At 43.6% G+C, this 19,461-nt stretch carries 14 protein-coding genes; 3 read left to right on the top strand and 11 right to left on the bottom strand.

All coding sequences use genetic code 11. The features are described from left to right. Positions 1 to 123: 123 nt before the first annotated feature. Complete coding sequence (yiaA, locus tag FGM00_RS16440; protein WP_138853959.1) at positions 124 to 591, bottom strand: inner membrane protein YiaA; 468 nt, start codon at positions 589 to 591, stop codon at positions 124 to 126. A gap of 153 nt (positions 592 to 744) precedes the next feature. Here yiaA and FGM00_RS16445 point away from each other — a divergent pair, with 153 nt between their 5' ends. Beyond that, positions 745 to 2,235, top strand: a complete 1,491-nt coding sequence (locus tag FGM00_RS16445; protein WP_138853960.1) for a hypothetical protein — start codon at positions 745 to 747, stop codon at positions 2,233 to 2,235. A gap of 80 nt (positions 2,236 to 2,315) precedes the next feature. Here the strand turns inward: FGM00_RS16445 and FGM00_RS16450 are convergent, their stop codons facing one another. The 5 genes from FGM00_RS16450 to FGM00_RS16470 form a co-directional block, all read right to left on the bottom strand. Continuing rightward, the gene (locus tag FGM00_RS16450; RefSeq protein ID WP_138853961.1) at positions 2,316 to 2,720 is read right to left on the bottom strand and encodes a hypothetical protein; all 405 of its coding nucleotides are present in this window, start codon (positions 2,718 to 2,720) and stop codon (positions 2,316 to 2,318) included. A 244-nt stretch (positions 2,721 to 2,964) separates the two neighbouring features. Beyond that, a complete protein-coding gene (locus FGM00_RS16455) occupies positions 2,965 to 3,912 on the bottom strand; it encodes a CAP domain-containing protein (RefSeq protein WP_138853962.1) in 948 nt (315 codons plus the stop codon). A 175-nt stretch (positions 3,913 to 4,087) separates the two neighbouring features. Continuing rightward, positions 4,088 to 4,813, bottom strand: coding sequence for a DUF6503 family protein (locus tag FGM00_RS16460; protein WP_138853963.1), 726 nt, complete (start codon positions 4,811 to 4,813; stop codon positions 4,088 to 4,090). A 47-nt stretch (positions 4,814 to 4,860) separates the two neighbouring features. Beyond that, the gene (locus FGM00_RS16465) at positions 4,861 to 7,167 is read right to left on the bottom strand and encodes an inorganic phosphate transporter (protein WP_138853964.1); all 2,307 of its coding nucleotides are present in this window, start codon (positions 7,165 to 7,167) and stop codon (positions 4,861 to 4,863) included. A gap of 76 nt (positions 7,168 to 7,243) precedes the next feature. Further along, entirely contained in the window at positions 7,244 to 8,440 is a 1,197-nt protein-coding gene (locus tag FGM00_RS16470) for a porin (protein WP_138853965.1), read from the bottom strand. 454 nt (positions 8,441 to 8,894) lie between these two features. Between FGM00_RS16470 and FGM00_RS16475 the strand changes: the two genes are divergently transcribed. Next, entirely contained in the window at positions 8,895 to 9,254 is a 360-nt protein-coding gene (locus tag FGM00_RS16475) for a toxin-antitoxin system YwqK family antitoxin (RefSeq protein WP_138853966.1), read from the top strand. 80 nt (positions 9,255 to 9,334) lie between these two features. Here the strand turns inward: FGM00_RS16475 and FGM00_RS16480 are convergent, their stop codons facing one another. The 3 genes from FGM00_RS16480 to FGM00_RS16490 all read right to left on the bottom strand — a co-directional run bounded on the left by FGM00_RS16480 (position 9,335) and on the right by FGM00_RS16490 (position 14,813). Next, entirely contained in the window at positions 9,335 to 9,736 is a 402-nt protein-coding gene (locus FGM00_RS16480) for a carboxypeptidase-like regulatory domain-containing protein (RefSeq protein ID WP_175416257.1), read from the bottom strand. 180 nt (positions 9,737 to 9,916) lie between these two features. Then, positions 9,917 to 11,956: a hypothetical protein gene (locus FGM00_RS16485; RefSeq protein WP_236262822.1), complete on the bottom strand. Its 2,040-nt coding sequence runs from the start codon at positions 11,954 to 11,956 to the stop codon at positions 9,917 to 9,919. A 49-nt stretch (positions 11,957 to 12,005) separates the two neighbouring features. Further along, positions 12,006 to 14,813 (bottom strand): TonB-dependent receptor, encoded by a 2,808-nt coding sequence (locus FGM00_RS16490; protein ID WP_175416258.1) that lies wholly within the window; start codon positions 14,811 to 14,813, stop codon positions 12,006 to 12,008. A gap of 299 nt (positions 14,814 to 15,112) precedes the next feature. Between FGM00_RS16490 and dgt the strand changes: the two genes are divergently transcribed. Continuing rightward, positions 15,113 to 16,456, top strand: a complete 1,344-nt coding sequence (gene dgt, locus FGM00_RS16495; protein WP_138853968.1) for a dGTP triphosphohydrolase — start codon at positions 15,113 to 15,115, stop codon at positions 16,454 to 16,456. Positions 16,457 to 16,482: 26 nt separating this feature from the next. Here dgt and FGM00_RS16500 read toward each other — a convergent pair whose 3' ends face one another. Next, positions 16,483 to 17,541, bottom strand: coding sequence for a DUF3078 domain-containing protein (locus FGM00_RS16500; RefSeq protein WP_236262823.1), 1,059 nt, complete (start codon positions 17,539 to 17,541; stop codon positions 16,483 to 16,485). Positions 17,542 to 17,578: 37 nt separating this feature from the next. Then, complete coding sequence (locus FGM00_RS16505) at positions 17,579 to 19,363, bottom strand: 1-deoxy-D-xylulose-5-phosphate synthase (RefSeq protein WP_138853970.1); 1,785 nt, start codon at positions 19,361 to 19,363, stop codon at positions 17,579 to 17,581. Positions 19,364 to 19,461: the final 98 nt, after the last annotated feature.

Here is a 19,461-nt window from a genome sequence, read left to right on the forward strand (position 1 = left end):
AAATCATTGCGGAAATGATGAATTACAATAGGGCTGCCTTATAGCAAAAGGGAATAATAGAAATAGAGGCTGTCTAAAAAGTAATAGATTATACTTTTTAGACGGCCTCTTCCATTTCACTTTTTAAAACTTCGTTTTTTGCTGCTCTTCCATACTATCTAAATATTGGATATCCCGTGTATTTTTCTGAACCGCCACGGCAGCGAATAAACTCAGTGTAAATGACATGGCGTAAAACCCCTTCTCGCTCAGCTCTAAATCGGCATTCCATAAACCGATGATCAGCAGCGTGACGGAAGTGAGGGTAGTAAACCAGCTAATACCATAATAGATATCGGTAACCTGAATGCCTTCCTGTCTATCGCGAACACTTTTCTGTACCGATACTACCGAAAAGAGTCCGAACAGGAGAATGGTAAAGTAGTAGCCTTTTTCGTTTAATTCCATATAGGCGTTCCACAAACCGATACAATAGGAAACCATTCCTATAAGTAAAGCGATCCAAGCAGCCGATACGAATGCAGACGTCGGTCTTCCGTTAAATGCTTCAATCTTTTTTTCCTCTTTCTTGTTGTTCATTGCATTTTCCATAATCTTTTGTTTTTAGGATTACGGGGCAAAGATGCGATAGCGTTTCCGTCCGCGAAATGAAAGAATTTTTAAAAACTTACGTTTAATTTATGTATTAAATTATAACTTTATCCATATTTACATAGCTTTTTAGAAACTCTAACTTATGTTTAAATGAGAAGTCTTGTTGCCATAATAGACAGTTTTTCCGAGGAAGAGAAGCAAGAATTCCTATTGCTTCAACGACGAAAGAACCGGAGAACCGACGCCAAAAACGAAAAACTCCTTCGATTACTGGATACCGGAATTCAAGATGACCTAGACATCAAACTCTATGGCAAACCAGCTAAAAATGCCTTTCACGCACTTTGCAAAAGGCTACAGGACAACCTCATCGATTTCGTGGCCAACAGAAGTTTTTCAGAGGAAACATCCGAAGAAATGGATATTCTGAAACTGGTGCTTGCCAGTCGTATTTTTTTTGAGAAGAAAAAATACAAGGTAGGCATCAAAACCTTGGATAAAGCGGAAAAAATCGCAAAGCAGAGCGACGTCTATTCCATTCTTAACGAAATATACCATACCAAAATTCAATATGCCCATTTGAATATCGCTTGGTCCTTGCCGGATGTTATTCAGGATTCAGAGGCCAATATGAAATCATACCAACGCGACTTTCAGCTGAACAGGGCCTATGCCTTGATCAAGGCCGAATTGAAAAATCCCGATCGTAAAAAATCGGTCAAGACGGTAATGGAAGAAGTCTTTTTAAGCTTGAACATCCAAATAGATGAGACCCTTACATTTAAATCTTTATTTCAACTGATGGAAATAACCGCTACCTCAGCCAAACTGCAGAACGACTATTATACCATCTCCCCTATGATGACGACCATCTATACGATTGTAGGTAAAAAGGGTATTCTAAAAAACAAACATCGGTACTACTATCTGAACATTCTGAATCTTTTGGCCATAACCCATTTTAGGAACAAGCGATTTCGTGATTCAATGCAGATTGCGGCGCAGATGGAGCGAGAGATGGATGCGGACAATGGCACCTATCGTAAACGATTCCATGAAAAACTCTGTATTATTAAAGCCCTTAATTTAAACTACACGGGAGATTATGTAAAAGCACTTGAACTGTTGCAAGGCTATCATAACGATTCGCTGGATATTAAACTGATCCTGCCCATGTGCTTAATGCAACAAAGCAAATTTTCGGAAGCTTACCAGAGCTTATTGTTGCTCAATCACAGCGACGACTGGTATGAAAAGAAAATGGGGCTACTCTGGGTGCTCAAGAAAAACATTATAGAAATTTTATTGCTTATAGAACTTGATAAACAGGATTTGGTTTTCCTAAGGTTGGAACGCTTTAACCGGAGGTTCGCAAAAAAAATCAGAAACATGGGAGAGCAAAGAGTACTTACTTTTATGGAGCTCGTTACCCAATACTACGAAATGCCAAGGGAGGTCATCTCATCGGCGTTCTCCGATCAGGTACAGCGGTCATTTCACTGGTTGGGCGCAGCACAGGAAGATATTTTCGTAATGAGTTTCTACGCTTGGCTCAAGGCTAAAATGGAAAATAAAAATCTCTATACAACTACTTTGGAACTAGTAGGGCAACCAATGGATGCAATAGAGGGGGCAAACTAGACCACTCGATAGGTATTGGTTTTTTCAGCTCCTGGATTTTTTTCCATGCTCAAAAATAGTCTTCAGAACGATGGTAATATTTACTCTTCGGCCGCCAAAAGTGTCTCCGCCCACTGAAAAGCCCTGTCGAGATCATAAAATACCCTTATGGGCCTCTTAATGAAGAGCCTTTCTAAGTTGGCCAACATTCTTCGGTACCGATTGTTGGAAACTATAGCGAAACCTCTAAAATTTGGGAACATCTTAGTTACTGCCTCATAACCTGTGGGATCCATTGAATAGGAATGAAGTCGGTGGGATATATACACCAAAGGCTTTTCCGTACCACACAACTCTTTTGCCAACCTGATCGGTTCTGCAGCATTCTCCTTGGTCACATGAACGCCTTCGTTGAATTCACCGATGATAATATTGGGATAATAGCGAAAACGGCCGACAGTAAAATTGTATTCCGCAATGAGTTTCTGCTCTGTGGTTACCAACATATGTTTTGAGTAGACGATTGTAACAAGTTACAAACTTTTGTTTAACGTTTTTACAAGAATCAATATAGAACGGTGTAAATTTTGTAAAAATGTTAAACAAATCCACATTTATAATCATAAATATGACAAAACGGATGTATTCAAGGATGAAATGGAGTTCATATGCCATCTTCCTCAAAAGTAGGACAGGTCGAAAAGTACGCCAAAGCGGTAGTCTAACGCTATTGATTCTGAACAAACGTACCTATTCCGAGGGGTCAAAAATGATTACCGCGTAGGTAAAGTCCCTTGTTTCGCCATCGACCGTAACATTGTTCACGGTAACTGTGTAAGCGGTGTCTTCGGTAATATTGGTTTGCACTCCTTCGGGAACCCAAACAATCGTACGATCCCCAAACTGCGTGTTCAGCTCTTCAATGGTCAAGGATATGGTAGACCCGTCGGAATCTGTCATGCTTACTGTGGCATCCGTGAAATCGGCTCCTTTGAGAGAGAAAGACCATCTGGGATATACCAGTTGTTTGGGCGCATAGCCTTTTGGTGGCCAAGCGACAAATTCAGGGGCGTCTGCCGGTGGTGTTCCCGCATTTCCGAGTACCCAAACGGCATTGGCTTGATTCGTATTACCGATTCCTATCTCCTGAAGATTGGGCCAAAGTAACCAGCGTCTATGACCTACTGGCCCATTGGCGGAACCTGCATCGCGCATATACGAATCGATCGCTTCTGCATTTCTAGCCGTTGTCAGTAAAGAGTTGCCCGCTCCTTCTTTGCCTTCAGGCGAGAAACATCGCCAACTGTTCGGTGGAAAGTGATCCAGCGTATTGTTCACCTGCATCATTAACGCGGCCCGTTGTGCCTTTTCACTTTTAGTCGCATTTTCGGAAATTTCATTGTGTAACCCTACTGCCTTCCTAAAATAGGATAAGCGTGTAAAAATTTTAGCCCTTACATCTTGAGGCACTGTGCCGGGATCACAAGCCGATTCATCTCCCGCCCATGGCGAATCGGAACTCTCAAAGCGAGAAGCCACGTAATAATCTTGATACAGGTTCTTTGCGGAGAGTCTAGCGGAATCGTTCGTTTCCTGCTCTATTTCCTGCTGTTGTTCGGATACATCGGAGTCTTTTGAACAGCTTGTCAAAACGAAAAAAGTAGACAATAAAAGTAAAGGGAATTGTAAGGTACGCATAAGGTTTGGATTTGGGAATCTTTACCCTAACGCAGCAAATTAGAAATAGGTATAAATTTTTCGACGAACGGCAGCAGTGGGCCTCCCGTTTTATGAAATTGTTGTGAACTTTAAAAAAAGTAGGGTATGCGGGATTGAAGTGTTATGGCTTTCAAGTGAACTGTTGAAGCGGATTTTATTCCTCCAAACTAGATAGTGTTGACAAGACATCGGTGCCGAGGTATTTGTCGTCTTTATTGTAATACCAAGCCCTTATTTTTGGCATTTTTATCCCAGAAATTTCCTCTTCTCCAGTAAGGATGATGTATTCCCCGTCGTTCGCGGATTCATCATGATAAAATTGATACAATTTCAATGCATATGTGGCGGGGTCGAAGTAAAAATACCAAGTATCCTTCCCGACTTCTTGAGCATAATTTACCTTTAACACGAGATACTTCTCGCCCTTGAATGTTTTGGTTTGTACCTCGTCGGTCAACAGGGTTCCCGGATCTTTTAATTTCATGGGCAGACCATAGAGATAGGTATAGTAATCTTTCATCATTCGTGCGCGCTCGCAGCTCAAACGATGTTTTTTGCTTTCCTCTTCGGAGATTTCAGCACTCCCGTTCAGTAAGAGCTCGCAGTGCTCCTTATCGAGTTTCTGGGAAATAGTCACGCCATCTTTTAAAGTGGTAAGATGAAAATACTCCCGGGGAAGTTTCAAAACGATATCGCTCAGCCGCTTCTCTTCATCGGGCGTGGTCATGGTAACAGTGAATGCGCCCTGAAATACAGGCCAAATACCATTAGGGTCATGGTAGGCAATGGCCTTATCCAACAATTGCTCACCGGACAATTCTTGTGAGAAGGAGGTCGTTGTCAAAAAAGCGGCGAACGCAAAGAGGAGATTCCTTGTCATGGGATTTATAAAGAGACGAAAGTACTAAAATTCTCGATCGGGCAATCCTATTCGTCTTCGGATTCACCTGTCAAAGTCGCAGGAATAACGGAGCTATCATGCTCATTGTAGTACTGCTCCAACAAGTTCATGGTGGAAGTCATCAAATCCTTTGTTTCGAGCAATAATGAAAAATACAGTGTCGTATTCTTCGGACTTGATTCCTCGGTACGTGTACGTGCCACCTGTGTCTGTATCTTTTCGGAAACCAAATCGAACAACTCCTGTTTTTTGCTCACAACCACACCCACTTTTTCGAATGATCTCTCATCGAAGGCGGTTTGCGTAAGATTCAGGACCTCATCGAGTTTCTCGTCTATTTGTTTCAGTTCTTTTATTTGATTGTACTTCAGTTTTTTGTGGTTGTTGTTCACATGTTTAAGACTCACCTTACCAATGTATTCCAAAGACTGTGCGATATCGGTCAGATGCCCTAGTACGGTAATATAAAAATTACTGGCCCCCACGCTATTGTCATCCAAATTTTTGATAAAATAGAATATATTATCACGTAGATCATCGATTTCATTTGATAGCTTCGAACCCTGTTTCTTGTTCTTTTTCAGCAGATTTAAATCGTGTGTCGCAAGACCGTTGATTGAATTCGTATAGATCTTATTCGTTCGCTTGAGCACATTGGCAATGTTATTCGCACTTTCTTCGATTACCCCTTGAATGGAACTACTCTCCGCTTTATTCAAGGTATCCTCGGCTTTGATCTCTTTTGACTTCTTTTTATGTGAGATATAGCTTCTGGCCAAAAGTAGAATGGCAACGAAAAGCAGTACCGCAATCGCGGCCCCCTGACCAAAACTGATCAGGGCCAATATCAAACCTGCCGCAAGGAAGGCGATTATTGCAGTGCCGAACCATCCTCCGATAACGTTCAACACCCCTGCTACCCTGTAGACCGCACTTTCCGCACCCCATGCCCTATCTGCCAAGGATGTACCCATGGCGACCATAAAGGTTACGTAGGTCGTCGATAACGGAAGTTTATACGATGTGGCTATCGAAATCAAGATACCTGCGACCATTAAATTTACGGCTGCCCGTACCATATCAAAAGCAGGTAGCTCATTTACACGATTTCTCGATAAGGGAGTCTGCGGTTTCTCAAATCGGTTCTCGATACGTTCCTGCATTGATTTTGGCATCAAGGCAGAAGTTGTCTGCGCAATAGCTATGGCACTTCTTACCAAACCCCTTGAAAGGAAGTTCGGTTGAAAACGCTCCTTAGTCGCTTCTTGGCTCGAAAGATCTATTGAGGTCTTTACCACCGCCCTTGCCTTGCTCGAAAACCACAATGTTACGACCATAATGATACCCGCGGCGAACAAAAGTAGTGTAGGCGTCGGTACTTTTTCAGCCAAAATTTCCATACTAAAGTCAGTGGCCACCGCACCTGATGCCGCCCAGGCTTCGTAGGACTGCCACGCGGCAATCGGTACACCTATAAAATTTACCAAATCATTCCCGGCAAAGGCCAATGCCAACGCAAAAGTGCCCACACCAATAATCAGTTTGTAGATATTGATTTTGGCGAAGTTCATCAAAACGAAGGACAGAAAAGACCATATCACAAAGTTGGCCCCGGCAATAGCGAACCATTGGTTTTCGAGAAATTCCGATATGGTAACGCCTCCGATAACATCGAAACTTTCACTGGCAAAGGCGGTTCCCTTAATACCTTTCATTAATATGAAATAGGTGATGGCCGCTAAAGCAACTCCTCCAAAAAGAGCGCCGACCCAATTCTCCTTTTTTTCAAAATGGAACGATAAGAGCAAACGGGAAATCCATTGTACCAGCGCACCAATGGAAAATGCAACTATAACCGATAAAAGAATTCCAAAGATTATTTCAGTCGCCTTGGAAGTATTGATGTAATCGACCACATCGCTAAAATTTCCGCCATCGGCACCGATTTTTATCAACGCCATGGCCACCGCCGCACCCAAAAGCTCGAAGACGATCGAAACAGTAGTAGATGTAGGCATTCCCAACGTATTGAAAAAATCGAGCAGTAAAATATCGGTAATCATCACGGCCATAAAAATGAACATGATCTCATTGAAATAGAATTCCCCGGGGTTGAAAATACCTTTACGGGCAACCTCCATCATACCACTTGAAAAAATAGCCCCAAAGGCTATGCCCAAACTTGCAACAATCATAATGGTTCGAAAGGAAATCGCCTTTGAGCCTATTGCAGAATTCAAGAAATTAACCGCATCATTACTGACGCCGACAACCAAATCGGCAATTGCCAAAACGGCAAGGGCGATTATCATTAAAAAATAGATGTTATCCATAATTTCTTGATTAAACAAGTTTGCAAATATCAATAGTCTTCCTACCCACAATGTTATGTAAATGTTATCATTTGGTCTAAAAGTGCACCTCTACCTGCAATCTGCACATTAGTTCGTTGGCAGCGCCGTCAACCGAAAGATAGCTTACATCGGACTGTACTTTTAACTTATGCCCCACAATGAATTTTGAAAGCCCCAAAGTGTATTGACGCTCCAAATTTCTTGCAGTACTATTCTCGTCTAGATGTATGCTGGTGTAACGGCCTGAAACTTCCCAATCGCCAGAAAAGAGGTATCCTGTTTGTAGGTTCAGGCCATCGCCTATCTGAACGGTATCTCCCGTTTCCGTACCGTCGGAATTCTTGGCTATCGGGTCTTTGGCGGTTCTATTGGCATATTCACCCATAAATGAAAAACCTTTGTATTTGAACATGGCATCCAAGAATATGGTATTGATATCGGTTTCGTAAAAGCCCATATCGTTCATCATATAGGTTCCTTGATTGCTGCGAGTCTTTACCGCATCTTGATTGTGATCAAAGGTTGCCGCCAACATCAATTTTGGAGTTTGCACCTTTTTTAAATCACTTGCGATATATGCGCTGAAATCCCCGAAAGGGTATACTTCCAATCGGGCGGTATATTGATATCCACCAAGATTTCCGGAGATAATGTTCCGACCCTCCCCTTGGGAAACGGCAAATTTCTCGCGGACTAGAAAGGAATCCGATAATTTGAAATGATGTCTGAGCTGAATGCCTTGATCCCGATCAATCGTAAATCTTCTGTTCAGCAAAGAGCGATCTACTTGTTGCAGGTTTCCCGAAGAAATAACACGTTCAATGTTTCCGGGAAGTTTGGTCTGCCCCATCCAGAATTCAAAACTTCCAATGAAATTCCACATAACGACAGCGTCCAGAATGTATCGAGGCGCATTGCCGGTAAATTGAGATGCTCCGGACAGATCACGGTTCGATAGCCCCAATTCTATTTGATATTTTAGTTTTGGGGAATAGGCGAACCCATTGCATTTGAATCGCGCCCTACGTATTGAAAAGCTCTGTTCCGGATCGATCAACCCGCCATCTGCTCCTTCATCCCAAGAAGCGACGGTCAAGAACTGCATCCGCGCCGCAATTTTCATACTCCACGTACTATCCTGACCCATCAATCGAAACAGTCCTTTCCCGAAAGCGGGCGCGTTCGTTTCTTGTGCGTGCACGATACCTGAACCACAAAATGCTAGCACAAGAACCAAAAACTTGATTTTCATGAAAGTCTTAGTTTTTGTCGAAGATAAAGAACCCTTACCAATGTTAAGCTAATGTTTCGTAAACGTTATTTGAAAAAATATCCTTGGTGGAGATGTCGGTTGTCATCAATTGAAAATCAATGTGAAAAGAAAAGCAAATTGTCAGGATACCCTTTGGAGAGTAGAAAGGAAAAGTGGTATTGACCTGAATTATAGCACTTTAAAAACAACCCCTGTACAAAACTCCGTGACTAAAATTAGAACACATGTATGTTGAAACCCCTGCGAAAATGGCCGAATGAGATACAATTCTAGCAGTTCTATTGGTAAAGACGCCCTCAGTTTTTTGAATTTTCTTCTTTTGTAACATACTAAAAATCAATATATATCGTTTTCAATGTAAATTTAATGTTACCAAAAAGTTGATTTAAAGTAAATTTTATATAACTTTGACCATATTATAATTTGTATTACAATGAAAAAGACAATTTTACTTCTCGCTTTACTGATAGTGGCTACTGTAGCATTTGCACAGACAAAGCCAGAAATGAAACTAAATAAGGAAACCAATTTGATAGAGGCTACTTATTTTCATGAAGATGGCACGATAAGCCAAAAAGGTACCTTTAATCTTGAGCGAAAGTTACATGGGGAATGGGTAAGTTATAATTCGGAGGGAAAGACGATTTCTGTTGGATCATATAACAATGGTGCTAAGACTGGCACATGGATGTTCTGGGCCAATGATGTTCTCAAAGAGGTAGCGTACAGCAATAACGCGATTGCTGGAGTGACCGAAAGTAAAAATACTGAAGGTATCGTTAGTAGGAATTAGTAAATCAACGAACCGTTTCAAAAAAATGACACCCCAATTTGCGTTGGGGTGTTTTCATATATTCTATTTTTCAGAATCGACTACTCCTTGGGCCATACAGCAGCAGTATGGGAACTTTCAATATTCGTTTCACTTACCTCATCCCCTAGTTCAAATTCGTCGAAAGAGGGAAGCAATGTCTTTAGGCTGGTACGAACATTGGTTTCTGCCTTGGCCGTCACAACAATGGGAATCTCTGTGGTTTCGTACCCTAGATAACTGATTACCAATGTATATTCTCCTGGAAGGATACCGTTGAACTCGTAGTTGCCGTGAAAATTGGTCTCGGTCGTCGTTTCCGCATTCTTTATTTGAACATTGGCGAACAACACCGGTTCTTCGTTCATTCCAGCATCGGTTACCGTACCCTTGATACTTCCTTCGTTTTGCCCAAAGCCTACAAAGGTGATGAACACACAACAAAATGAGAATAATACTTTCATTACTGGACTTCGTGTTTCTGCAAAGAACGTGCAACAATGTAAACTAATGGTTAATTGCAGATTACCAATTTGTAACATTATGGTTAAATAATATTAGGGTGTTTTTATGGATTCCCGATTGTTCCCAACAAAAGAAAACCCCGCTCTACAGCAGGGTTTTCAGTGGTATTTAATTGTGCTCTAGTTTCCCGTAGCCCAACCAAACATAGTAACATCAACTTGGGTTCCCGAAGTGTAAGGCCCTGCAATCGTCGCATCGGCTCCATCAATCTGTATATTGGCCAAAGGCCCGTCATCCCTCATATCAATGAGTGTGGCATAGCCCTCTAAATAAAGGTTCGTTATCGTTGCCCCGGACTCCTTTTTAAATTGTAAGGCGGTACCCATCTGTGTGGAAATCGCGGTAAGGTTAACAAGTTTTGGATTGCCATTTACCCCATCTGCTTCGACGGCTGTTGAGAATCCGGCATTCGTATGTAAGACATAGGCATCGGTCAACGTACCGTTCCAACCTTCGGTCCAGTCGATGGCGTCGTCTTCATTGTTTTCTAAATAGAAGCCCGTTGCATTTACGGTTCCTCCGAAAAATTCGACCCCATCATCGGTACCGTTCAAGATGGCTACGTTGGCAATAGTTGTTCCCGAACCTACCGCATAGAGTGTAAGTCCGTTGAATTGCGACTCGGCATTGATTTGCGCACCCGCATAACTAATGACCATATACCCGATAGTTCCCGAATTATCGACGTCATTCATACCCCCGTAAGTAAACCCACCTACTTCGGCTACAGCATCGACACCTTCTGTCGTCGTTGCGTCGCCCAGAATGACCAAGCCGCCCCAATCGCCGGGACTCTGGTTCGATGAGGTCATAACCACGGGGCTGGAAGCAGTGCCAAGCACATCGATTTGAGCCCCCTTCTTCACAACAATATAGATATCACTGGCAGCAGCATCATCCGCTTGAGCGATAATAAGCGTCCCTGCAGGAATCGTCAATTTAGCACCAGGTTCTACACTAAGGTTCCCCGTAAGATTGTAAATGACGTTGGCATCTAAATTGGTATCGGTCGTAATCGTACCCGATAGGTTCTGAGTAGTGACTTGGGTATTACTATTTACCCAGGCAAATGTTGCTACATCTACTGTCGCATCGGCCAAATAGGTACTGCTTGGGTCAGCATCGGCATTATCGATTTGTATATTGGCCAAGGGACCATTGTCCCTCATATCTATGGAAGTTTCATATCCAGTTAAGGAAAGTCCGGTTATGGTAGCTCCAGACTCTTTTTTAAATTGTAACGCGGTACCACCTTGGGTCGATACGGCCGTAAAATTAACTAAGCTTGGATTCTTGTTTTCACCATCGGCCTCGACAGCGGTAGAAAAGCCGGCATTCGTATGTAGCACATAAGCATTCGTTAACGTCCCATTCCAGCCTTCGGTCCAGTCAACGGCATCGTCTTCGTTGTTTTCCAGGTAAAAATTACTTGCATTGACCGTTCCACCAAAAAACTCGACCCCATCATCGGTGCCGTTTAATATCGCAACGTTATCGATGGTCGTTCCCGAACCAACAGCGTACAGTGTAAGACCGTTGTATTGAGACTCGGCATTGATCTGCGCCCCTGCATAGTTGATAATCAAATAATTGATCGACCCGGAATCATCGGCGTCATTGTCGCCTCCATAAGTGATGCCACCTACCTCTGCGATAGCATTGATACCTTCTGTTGTTGTGGCGTTTCCGGCAATAACCAGTCCGCCCCAATCACCTGGCCTTTCACCTGCCGAAGTCATGATTACCGGAGCGGTTGAAGTCCCCTGCACCTGTATTTTACCTCCTTTTTGTACTAAGATGTATTTGTCCGTGCCGGAATCAGCAACAATTCTGGTACCAGCGGGAATAGTCAATGTCGCGCCCGATTCTACCGTATATATTCCCTTTAGCGCATACGCTTCGGTAGCTACCAAAGTACGGTCTTCGGTAAGGGAACCATTTAGTTCGGCGACCTCTCCGGATGTATCCGGGCACGCTACACACGCACTTCCGCCGCAATCAACTCCGGTTTCATCCCCGTTCTGAAGGCCATCGGTGCAGGTCGGCCCTTGACCCACAGTACCTGGATCAGGACTATTGTCATCAGTATTACAACCTATCAATGATACTGATAGGATGAGCGTAATCATTGCGAAATAATTTAAGGATTTCAGTTTCATAATTTTCTTGTTTACAATTATTGAATATTACGTTACGGGTCTTCTTATCTTAAAATGTATAGTTGATTCCCAATCGCACTTGCGCACCGGCCGTATACGATCGTACGGTTCTGTCTGTCTCGATATCGGTAGTGCTTGGTCTTACCAATTGGGTTCTTCTAATTTCTGGATTCAACAAGTTTCGGCCTATTAAACGAACCCGCCAGTGCGCACCGATTTCTTTGCTCAATACGGCATCTAACGCGACAAATCCTTTTTCAATGATGGCATCGTTATAAAATGTCTCACTCTGGCTCTGTATCTCGGGCGCACCCAGGGCAAAAATCTTGTCGGAAGCGTAATTTGCCGTGAGTGATGCGCTAAAGGCGTTCTCCCCTGCGGTATTGAAATTTAAACTGGCGTTTACGATCCAATCGGAAGCTCCCTGCAAATCGGTTTTCGTCAATCCCTTGTAACGAAAGGTTCGTACAAAATTTCCGTTTTCATCACGAACTTCTTTGAGATCTTGCGTATGCCACATTCGCGTAATATTCGCACTAAGGTTAAGACCATAGCCTGAGCTGCTTCCATCCTCATCATTCATTACGGGATTTATCAAGTCAATTTTCCCTTCGGCCTCCAGACCATACACTTCCGCCTTTTCCCCTGAATTGAAGTACGAGAAGATTCCTGCGGAACCCCTATCCTGAACCTTATTGATAGGATCGGAAATCTCTTTGTAGAATGCCGCTAAGGACACCAGTTGCCCATTTGATGGAAAGTACTCCCATTTCAGGTCGTAATTCAAATTCCGCGAGGCCTCCAGATCTGGATTCCCACGGGTAATCTGACCTGTTTGGGAAACGTATTCAAAAGGGGCGATTTCTTTAAATTCGGGTAGTGTTATCGTGCTACTTACCGCCAAACGAAGCCCATGCTTATCATTTAGGTCGTATTTGACATTTACACTGGGGTACAGATTACTGTACTCTTTGATCGTTTCACCAATCCTACCGGGAAAGTTTCCGACATCGAACCCGACGTTGATTTCATCGGATTGATAGCGTAGTCCCGCATCAAAATTCCATTTCTTGAAACCATAGTTGAAATCGACATAGGCAGCCTGGGAAATCAATTTACCATCGTAAAGATCGGGTTGAAGGATATTTAACTCCAAAAGCCCATTATCAAAATTCCCTTGCTGAAAGATGCTCCCGATATTATCGATAGAGGGTGGATTGATCACATTGGTGGCACGCTCTTCAACACCGACAAACTCGGAACGGAAATCCCTTTGCTTATTTCTGTAGTTGATTCCCAGCTCTACCTTGAAAGCTTTTTCTTCCTCATCGAGGATGGTCAAGACATCATTTACATACCCGTTAAATTCGGTATCATCGATTTCCTGACTGGATTTGCGTTGCTGAAAACCCCCTGTTCTTCCTAGTTGGACAAAATTTCCATCAGGATCAAAGTTTACCTCATTGCGAATTCTATTCGGTTCATCGGCATTGACCAAATTATATCCTCCGGCCCAGCTTAAAATATTTCTCTCGCCAAGGGTATGGTTGCCCAACAACTGCGTAACCAATAAGCGTGTCTGCTTGGTATTCTGGTCGCGTATAAATTGAAACAAGCCCTCTGCCGGATCAGATTCCTCAAAAATGGTACCCTCACCGTTTCTACCGCCCTCGTACACTTGATCGGTGAGCTTATTTACAAAAAATGTACTGGATTTCAATTTGTTCTTTTCGTTCGCAAAAAAGGTAAGGTCGAGCAATCCTGAAGTAACCTGGTTTCTTCTAAAATTCGTCGCATCGGTAATCGTATCGTCAACAAAATTGGAACGGTATTGCCGAAAAACCCCTTGACCGTACTCGTGCGAAGTGTTGTGCGAACCCGTAACCAAAACCGATAGTCTTTCAGTGACCTTCTTCCCTGCAACGAAATTGAAGGCGTAATCGATAGGATTATCCCTTTTTACCGTGTTCCAACCTTGTTGGGTAATCGCTTGCTGCGTGGTTCGGTCTTGTGCGTAAAAACCGAAGTTCGAATTATTGGCGTTGGGGGATGATTTAAAATTATCGAACACCCCATCCTGTGCCACGTTCGAATTGACCCCGGTTTGAACTCCAAAACTCAACTCCTCCGATCCGGACAGTTCCCGGGATAAAATATTGATCGTACCGGAAGCCTGATCGGCAGTATTTTGGGAGGCATAGGTCTTACTTACACTTACATTCTGAATGACCCTTGTTGGAAAAAGTCCTAAATCGATATTTTTCTTTTCCACATCATCGGATGGTACGGCCAATCCGTTCAATGTTGTCGATAAATAGCGGTCACCTAGCCCGCGCACAAAAACATCACCTGAGGCTTCACTACTTGAAACGCCCGATATTTTCGTGGTTGCGGTTGCTACGTCGGAAACCCCGATTTTTCCCAATTGCTGCGCCCCGATACTCTCCTTGATTTCGATCGCCTTCTTCTGATCGAGCAATAAAGCCACTTCGGAATCTTTTCGTGCCACCGTGGTTACCGTAACCCCTTCGAGTTCAACACCCGCATTGGCCGCCATCGGAATATCGATTGTGCTTACCTTACCGGCCTCGACAGTTACATCGGGAATCGTAACGGTTTCATATCCTAAAAAGCTGTAAATGACCACATAGGTTCCAGGCTCGAGGTTTGCAATCTCATAGAGCCCGTCAAAATCGGAAGTAGTCCCCTTGGTCGTACCCTGGATCAGCACATTGGCAAATGGTAGCGGCTCGTTGTTCAACTCTTTGTCGGTTATCGTACCTGCTATGCTTCCTGTATCTTGCGCACCAAGGTGTGCCGCTGTCAGCAAAAGCAGACTAAAAATTAATTTCTTCATTATTTCTGTTACTATGTTTGTTTTTAAATACCGCTGCAAAGAAACCAAGAGGTTGTAAAGGTTGAATCATTCTGATGTTAAACGTGTATTGTATTAGCGTTACCTAATTGTTACTATGTTAGGGGAATGTTAAGCAATTTGAATCAAGCCTAATGATTACGGTAACCTTCAAAATTCTGTATCTTGCTGACCTCACCCGACATCGAGAATTCGGAGGCGAAAGACTCTCGAATTCTCGATAACAATCTTCCCAAAGGGGAGGTAAATGAGACAGTTGTCAATTAAACATTTTACACAGCATGAACTGGGAACAACTACTTTCCTTAAAACGCTTTGGCGATACCAACAAAAGACTGCGAAAAGAACAGGACGAAACCCGCTTGGGATTCGAGGTCGATTACGATCGGATTATCTTTTCGACTGCCTTTCGAAGTTTACAGGACAAAACACAGGTCATTCCCCTTTCGAAGACCGATTTCGTGCATACCCGCCTTACCCACAGCTTGGAAGTATCGGTCGTAGGGCGCAGCCTTGGTCGTATCGCAGGAAAGAAAATATTGGAAAAACACCCGCATTTGAGCGAAGTTCACGGATATCGGTTCAATGATTTCGGGGCTATCGTGGCCGCGGCCGCACTTTCACACGATATCGGGAATCCACCCTTTGGGCATAGCGGGGAAAAGGCCATCGGGGAATTCTTCAAAACTGGCAAGGGGCAACGGTACCAATCGCTCCTTACCGAAAAGGAATATCAAGATATCATCGATTTTGAAGGGAATGCCAATGGGTTTAAACTATTGACCGAATCGCGGGAAGGCATTTCCGGAGGATTGCGTTTGAGCTATGCCACTTTAGGGGCCTTTATGAAATATCCGAAGGAATCGCTCCCAAAAAAACCGACCCCGCATATCGCGGACAAGAAATTTGGATTCTTTCAATCGGAAAAAGACAGCTTTCGGGAAGTTGCGGAAGAGCTAGGCTTAACGCAGACCCGTCACGGCGATGACCTCAGTTTTTCAAGACACCCGCTTACTTTTTTGGTCGAAGCGGCCGACGATATCTGCTACACCATTATCGATTTTGAAGACGGCATCAATCTCGGGTTGATTTCAGAGGACTTTGCCTTAGAATACCTCATCAATTTGGTCAAGGACAGCATTAATACTAACAAATACAACTCCCTCGCATACAAAGCGGACCGTTTGAGTTATCTGAGAGCGCTGGCCATCAATACCCTAATCACCGATGCCATTTCCATTTTTGCGGCCAATGAAGCGGCTATTCTTGACGGCAGTTTTGAAGTTTCCCTAATGGATAAAAGCGGCTATACCGCCCAAATTAGGGATATTATCGCCATCAGTGTCGAGAACATCTATCAATCGCAAGAGGTCATCGAAAAGGAAATAGCGGGCTATAAAATCATCTCCGATATTTTGGAAGTCTATACGACCGCGTTGGTACGCACCAAGGAAGGAAAACCAAGCAACTACGATCAGTTGATGCTAAAAACCTTGCCACAATTTTATCAACGAACCGATACAGAACTGTATGATATTTTATTGAACACCTGTTGTTATGTGGCCAGCTTATCGGATAGTGCTGCAGTTCATATTCACAATAAGATCATGGGAAAACAGCTGTAAGTATTCGGCCAGCCGCAGCGGACATTCTAAAAAGCATATGAAACGCCGACACCGAGCAGTTGCCTGAATTGCAGTTTGGGTTCTCCAGGGTCGGTAACGTTACCGTCATCATCTTTTTGCTCGTTGAACAAAATGTCATCATCATAGATAAGCTGTGTGCCGATGGTTGTCGCAATATACCTATTGATTCGAAATTCCAGGTTCAATTCCCAATCTACATCTATATTTCCGAACCTTCGAAGGTAATCGGAATACAAACTCAATCGGTGTTTAATGCCGACGTTTTCAAAAAGTATAGCTTCCCAGGAGTTACTTATCAGAAAACCGAATTCCAAAAAAATGTTCTCGCCTTCCCGAACAATATTGCCGTCTGCATCGATTTCGGCCTTTTCAACCCCAAAAGCCCCTTTATCGGCGAGATCTTGATCTAAAACAAAGGTGGTTTTTTGAGTTAGCGGGGAAATATAAAGATTGAATTTCTGATTTGGTGAAATGTAAGAAGTTCCCGCACCTAAAAAAGAATAGCCTGGTGCCATAAACCGTGAGATAGGTGATGAACGATCGGGATACTTGAACCCATTCGAAAATTGCGTATTGAAATTGGCCTTTACCGAATAGAACCAATTGCTTATCGTATCTCTTCGATACCCAAAGGTAGAACTCAACCGAATCGCATCGTCGGTTTTTCGCAATTTTTGGTTTTCCTGCAAATTCAATCCGTAACGCAGATCCATATAATTGTCCCACTTGATGTACCTGAACTTATAATTCCGCTCAAATTTTAGATCCGCCAAGGCGCTGATCGAATTGTTTCCCCCGGCGCTCCAATTGACGAATGCCACCTCGTTCATACTAATGCCCAACTTGTTTTTATTCGTCCAGAAAGACGGTAATCGACGACGGCGCAGTGCCAAGTCGAAGTCGGAGGGTTTAAGGCCTGCCTTTGAATTTGCCAATTTAATGCCACGGGGAATCACACGAGGTTTTTCTTGAAATGAGCGGTCTTGAATTGTAATGATCAAGACAGAATCCGAAGGTGTATTTTTGGGTATCGTATCCTGCGATGAGATTTGGTTTACACTCATGATGAGCAAACACAGGAAAGATAATCGGATAAAAAAATTATGTAACATTCAATACGCTCGTTAGATATTCCTTTACGTTCAGCTTTCCTATTTCCGCAATTTCCTGAAGTTCCTCGGTAGTGCCATGTTCGATAAAACGGTCATCAATACCGAAAATTTTGATGGGTCGACCAATGTTCAGGTCATTTGCAAATTCTAAAACCGCACTCCCGAAGCCCCCTATTTTGCATCCGTTTTCGATGGTCACGATAAATTCATAACTCCTGAAAATTGCCTTTAGTTTCTGAGCATCCAAGGGTTTGATAAAACGCATGTTAAAATGCCCGATTTGTTCCGGTTGGTGCATTTCTTCCAACAGCGTGGAAATCATGTTACCGATATGCCCCACCGTTAGGATTGCGATTCGTGTGCCCCGTTTTAACTCTTGGGCCGAACCCATAGCGATTTTTTCAAAGGGGGTTCGCCATTCAGGCAACACCCCCCTTCCCCTAGGATATCGAATAGCAATGGGATGCGTTAATCCCAGTTGTGCCGTATACATGATATTGCGCAACTCGATTTCGTTCATGGGCGCGAAAATAACGAGATCGGGAATACAACGCAAAAAGGCGAGATCATAAACCCCGTGATGGGTGGCCCCGTCCTGACCGACCAATCCCGCGCGATCCAAGCAAAAAATTACGGGCAGCTTTTGTAACGCCACATCATGTATCACCTGATCGTACGCCCGTTGCAGAAAAGTGGAATAGATATTACAGAATGGTATAAGGCCCTCCGCGGCCATTCCCGCGGCCATGGTAACCGCATGTTGTTCGGCGATTCCGACATCAAAAGCATGTTCGGGAATTTCCGCCATCATGTACTTTAAGGAGCTACCCGTGGGCATTGCTGGTGTGATCCCAACGATTTTTTCGTTTTCCCGTGCCAGTTCAACTATGGTATGCCCAAAAACATCTTGGTACTTCGGGGGTAGATTTCCCGTGGATTTTGGCTGCAATTCTCCGGTAGCCTTATCGAATTTACCCGGAGCGTGATAGGTTACCTGATTTTCCTCGGCCTGTCTCAAGCCCTTTCCCTTGGTCGTAATCACGTGCATTACCCTTGGCCCCCTTAGGTTCTTTTGCCGCTCCAGTTCCGATAATAAGCTATCCAAATCATGCCCATCAAAGGGACCGGAATACGCGAAGTTGAGACATTCGAAAATGTTCTCGTCCTTTGCCGTGCCTTTCTTTACATTGGTCAGGTATTTTTTCAAAGCCCCCACACTGGGATCTATTCCAATAGCATTGTCGTTCAAGATAATCAATATGTTGGCATCGGTTACGCCCGCATGGTTCAAGCCCTCGAAAGCCATTCCGCTTGCGATGGCCGCATCACCGATTACCGCAATATGCTGTTTTTGATCATTCCCTTTGAGATTTGAAGCGATTGCCATGCCCAAAATAGCAGAGATGGACGTAGAACTATGTCCCGTACCAAAAGCATCAAATTCACTTTCAGCCATTTTGGGAAAGCCACTAATACCTCCCGATTGTCTATTTGTGTTGAAGATTTCTTTTCTTCCGGTTAGAATTTTATGCCCGTAGGCTTGATGTCCTACATCCCATATCAATTTATCGGCCGGCGTATCGAAAATATAGTGCAGGGCTATGGTGAGTTCGACCACGCCAAGGCTTGCTCCTAGATGGCCTTCCTTGGTCGCTACGATGTCGATGATAAAATCACGCAATTCCTGGGCGAGTCGGGGCAGCTCCTCGGTGCTCAATAAGCGAAGGGCCTCAGCAGACGAAATAGAATCGAGAAGGTGTTTCACACTATTCATTTAAAACTATAAAACTACAGCTTTTAGCGGGATAGCCCATGTACAAAGAAGGTTTCAAGAAAGACTATTTTTCCTACAATTTAATGCTTCTTGCTGCG

The sequence above is a fragment of the Aggregatimonas sangjinii genome, assembly GCF_005943945.1.
Lineage (GTDB): Bacteria > Bacteroidota > Bacteroidia > Flavobacteriales > Flavobacteriaceae > Pelagihabitans > Pelagihabitans sangjinii.

Excerpts from the sequence above, each read along its gene's own strand:
- FGM00_RS16490 (WP_175416258.1), bottom strand. The coding sequence starts at position 14,813 with ATGAAGAAATTAATTTTTAGTCTGCTTTTGCTGACAGCGGCACACCTT.
- FGM00_RS16500 (WP_236262823.1), bottom strand. The coding sequence starts at position 17,541 with ATGAGTGTAAACCAAATCTCATCGCAGGATACGATACCCAAAAATACA.
- FGM00_RS16460 (WP_138853963.1), bottom strand. The coding sequence starts at position 4,813 with ATGACAAGGAATCTCCTCTTTGCGTTCGCCGCTTTTTTGACAACGACC.
- FGM00_RS16445 (WP_138853960.1), top strand. The coding sequence starts at position 745 with ATGAGAAGTCTTGTTGCCATAATAGACAGTTTTTCCGAGGAAGAGAAG.
- dgt (WP_138853968.1), top strand. The coding sequence starts at position 15,113 with ATGAACTGGGAACAACTACTTTCCTTAAAACGCTTTGGCGATACCAAC.
- FGM00_RS16485 (WP_236262822.1), bottom strand. The coding sequence starts at position 11,956 with ATGAAACTGAAATCCTTAAATTATTTCGCAATGATTACGCTCATCCTA.
- FGM00_RS16505 (WP_138853970.1), bottom strand. The coding sequence starts at position 19,363 with ATGAATAGTGTGAAACACCTTCTCGATTCTATTTCGTCTGCTGAGGCC.
- FGM00_RS16455 (WP_138853962.1), bottom strand. The coding sequence starts at position 3,912 with ATGCGTACCTTACAATTCCCTTTACTTTTATTGTCTACTTTTTTCGTT.
- FGM00_RS16465 (WP_138853964.1), bottom strand. The coding sequence starts at position 7,167 with ATGGATAACATCTATTTTTTAATGATAATCGCCCTTGCCGTTTTGGCA.
- FGM00_RS16480 (WP_175416257.1), bottom strand. The coding sequence starts at position 9,736 with ATGAAAGTATTATTCTCATTTTGTTGTGTGTTCATCACCTTTGTAGGC.
- FGM00_RS16450 (WP_138853961.1), bottom strand. The coding sequence starts at position 2,720 with ATGTTGGTAACCACAGAGCAGAAACTCATTGCGGAATACAATTTTACT.
- yiaA (WP_138853959.1), bottom strand. The coding sequence starts at position 591 with ATGGAAAATGCAATGAACAACAAGAAAGAGGAAAAAAAGATTGAAGCA.
- FGM00_RS16475 (WP_138853966.1), top strand. The coding sequence starts at position 8,895 with ATGAAAAAGACAATTTTACTTCTCGCTTTACTGATAGTGGCTACTGTA.
- FGM00_RS16470 (WP_138853965.1), bottom strand. The coding sequence starts at position 8,440 with ATGAAAATCAAGTTTTTGGTTCTTGTGCTAGCATTTTGTGGTTCAGGT.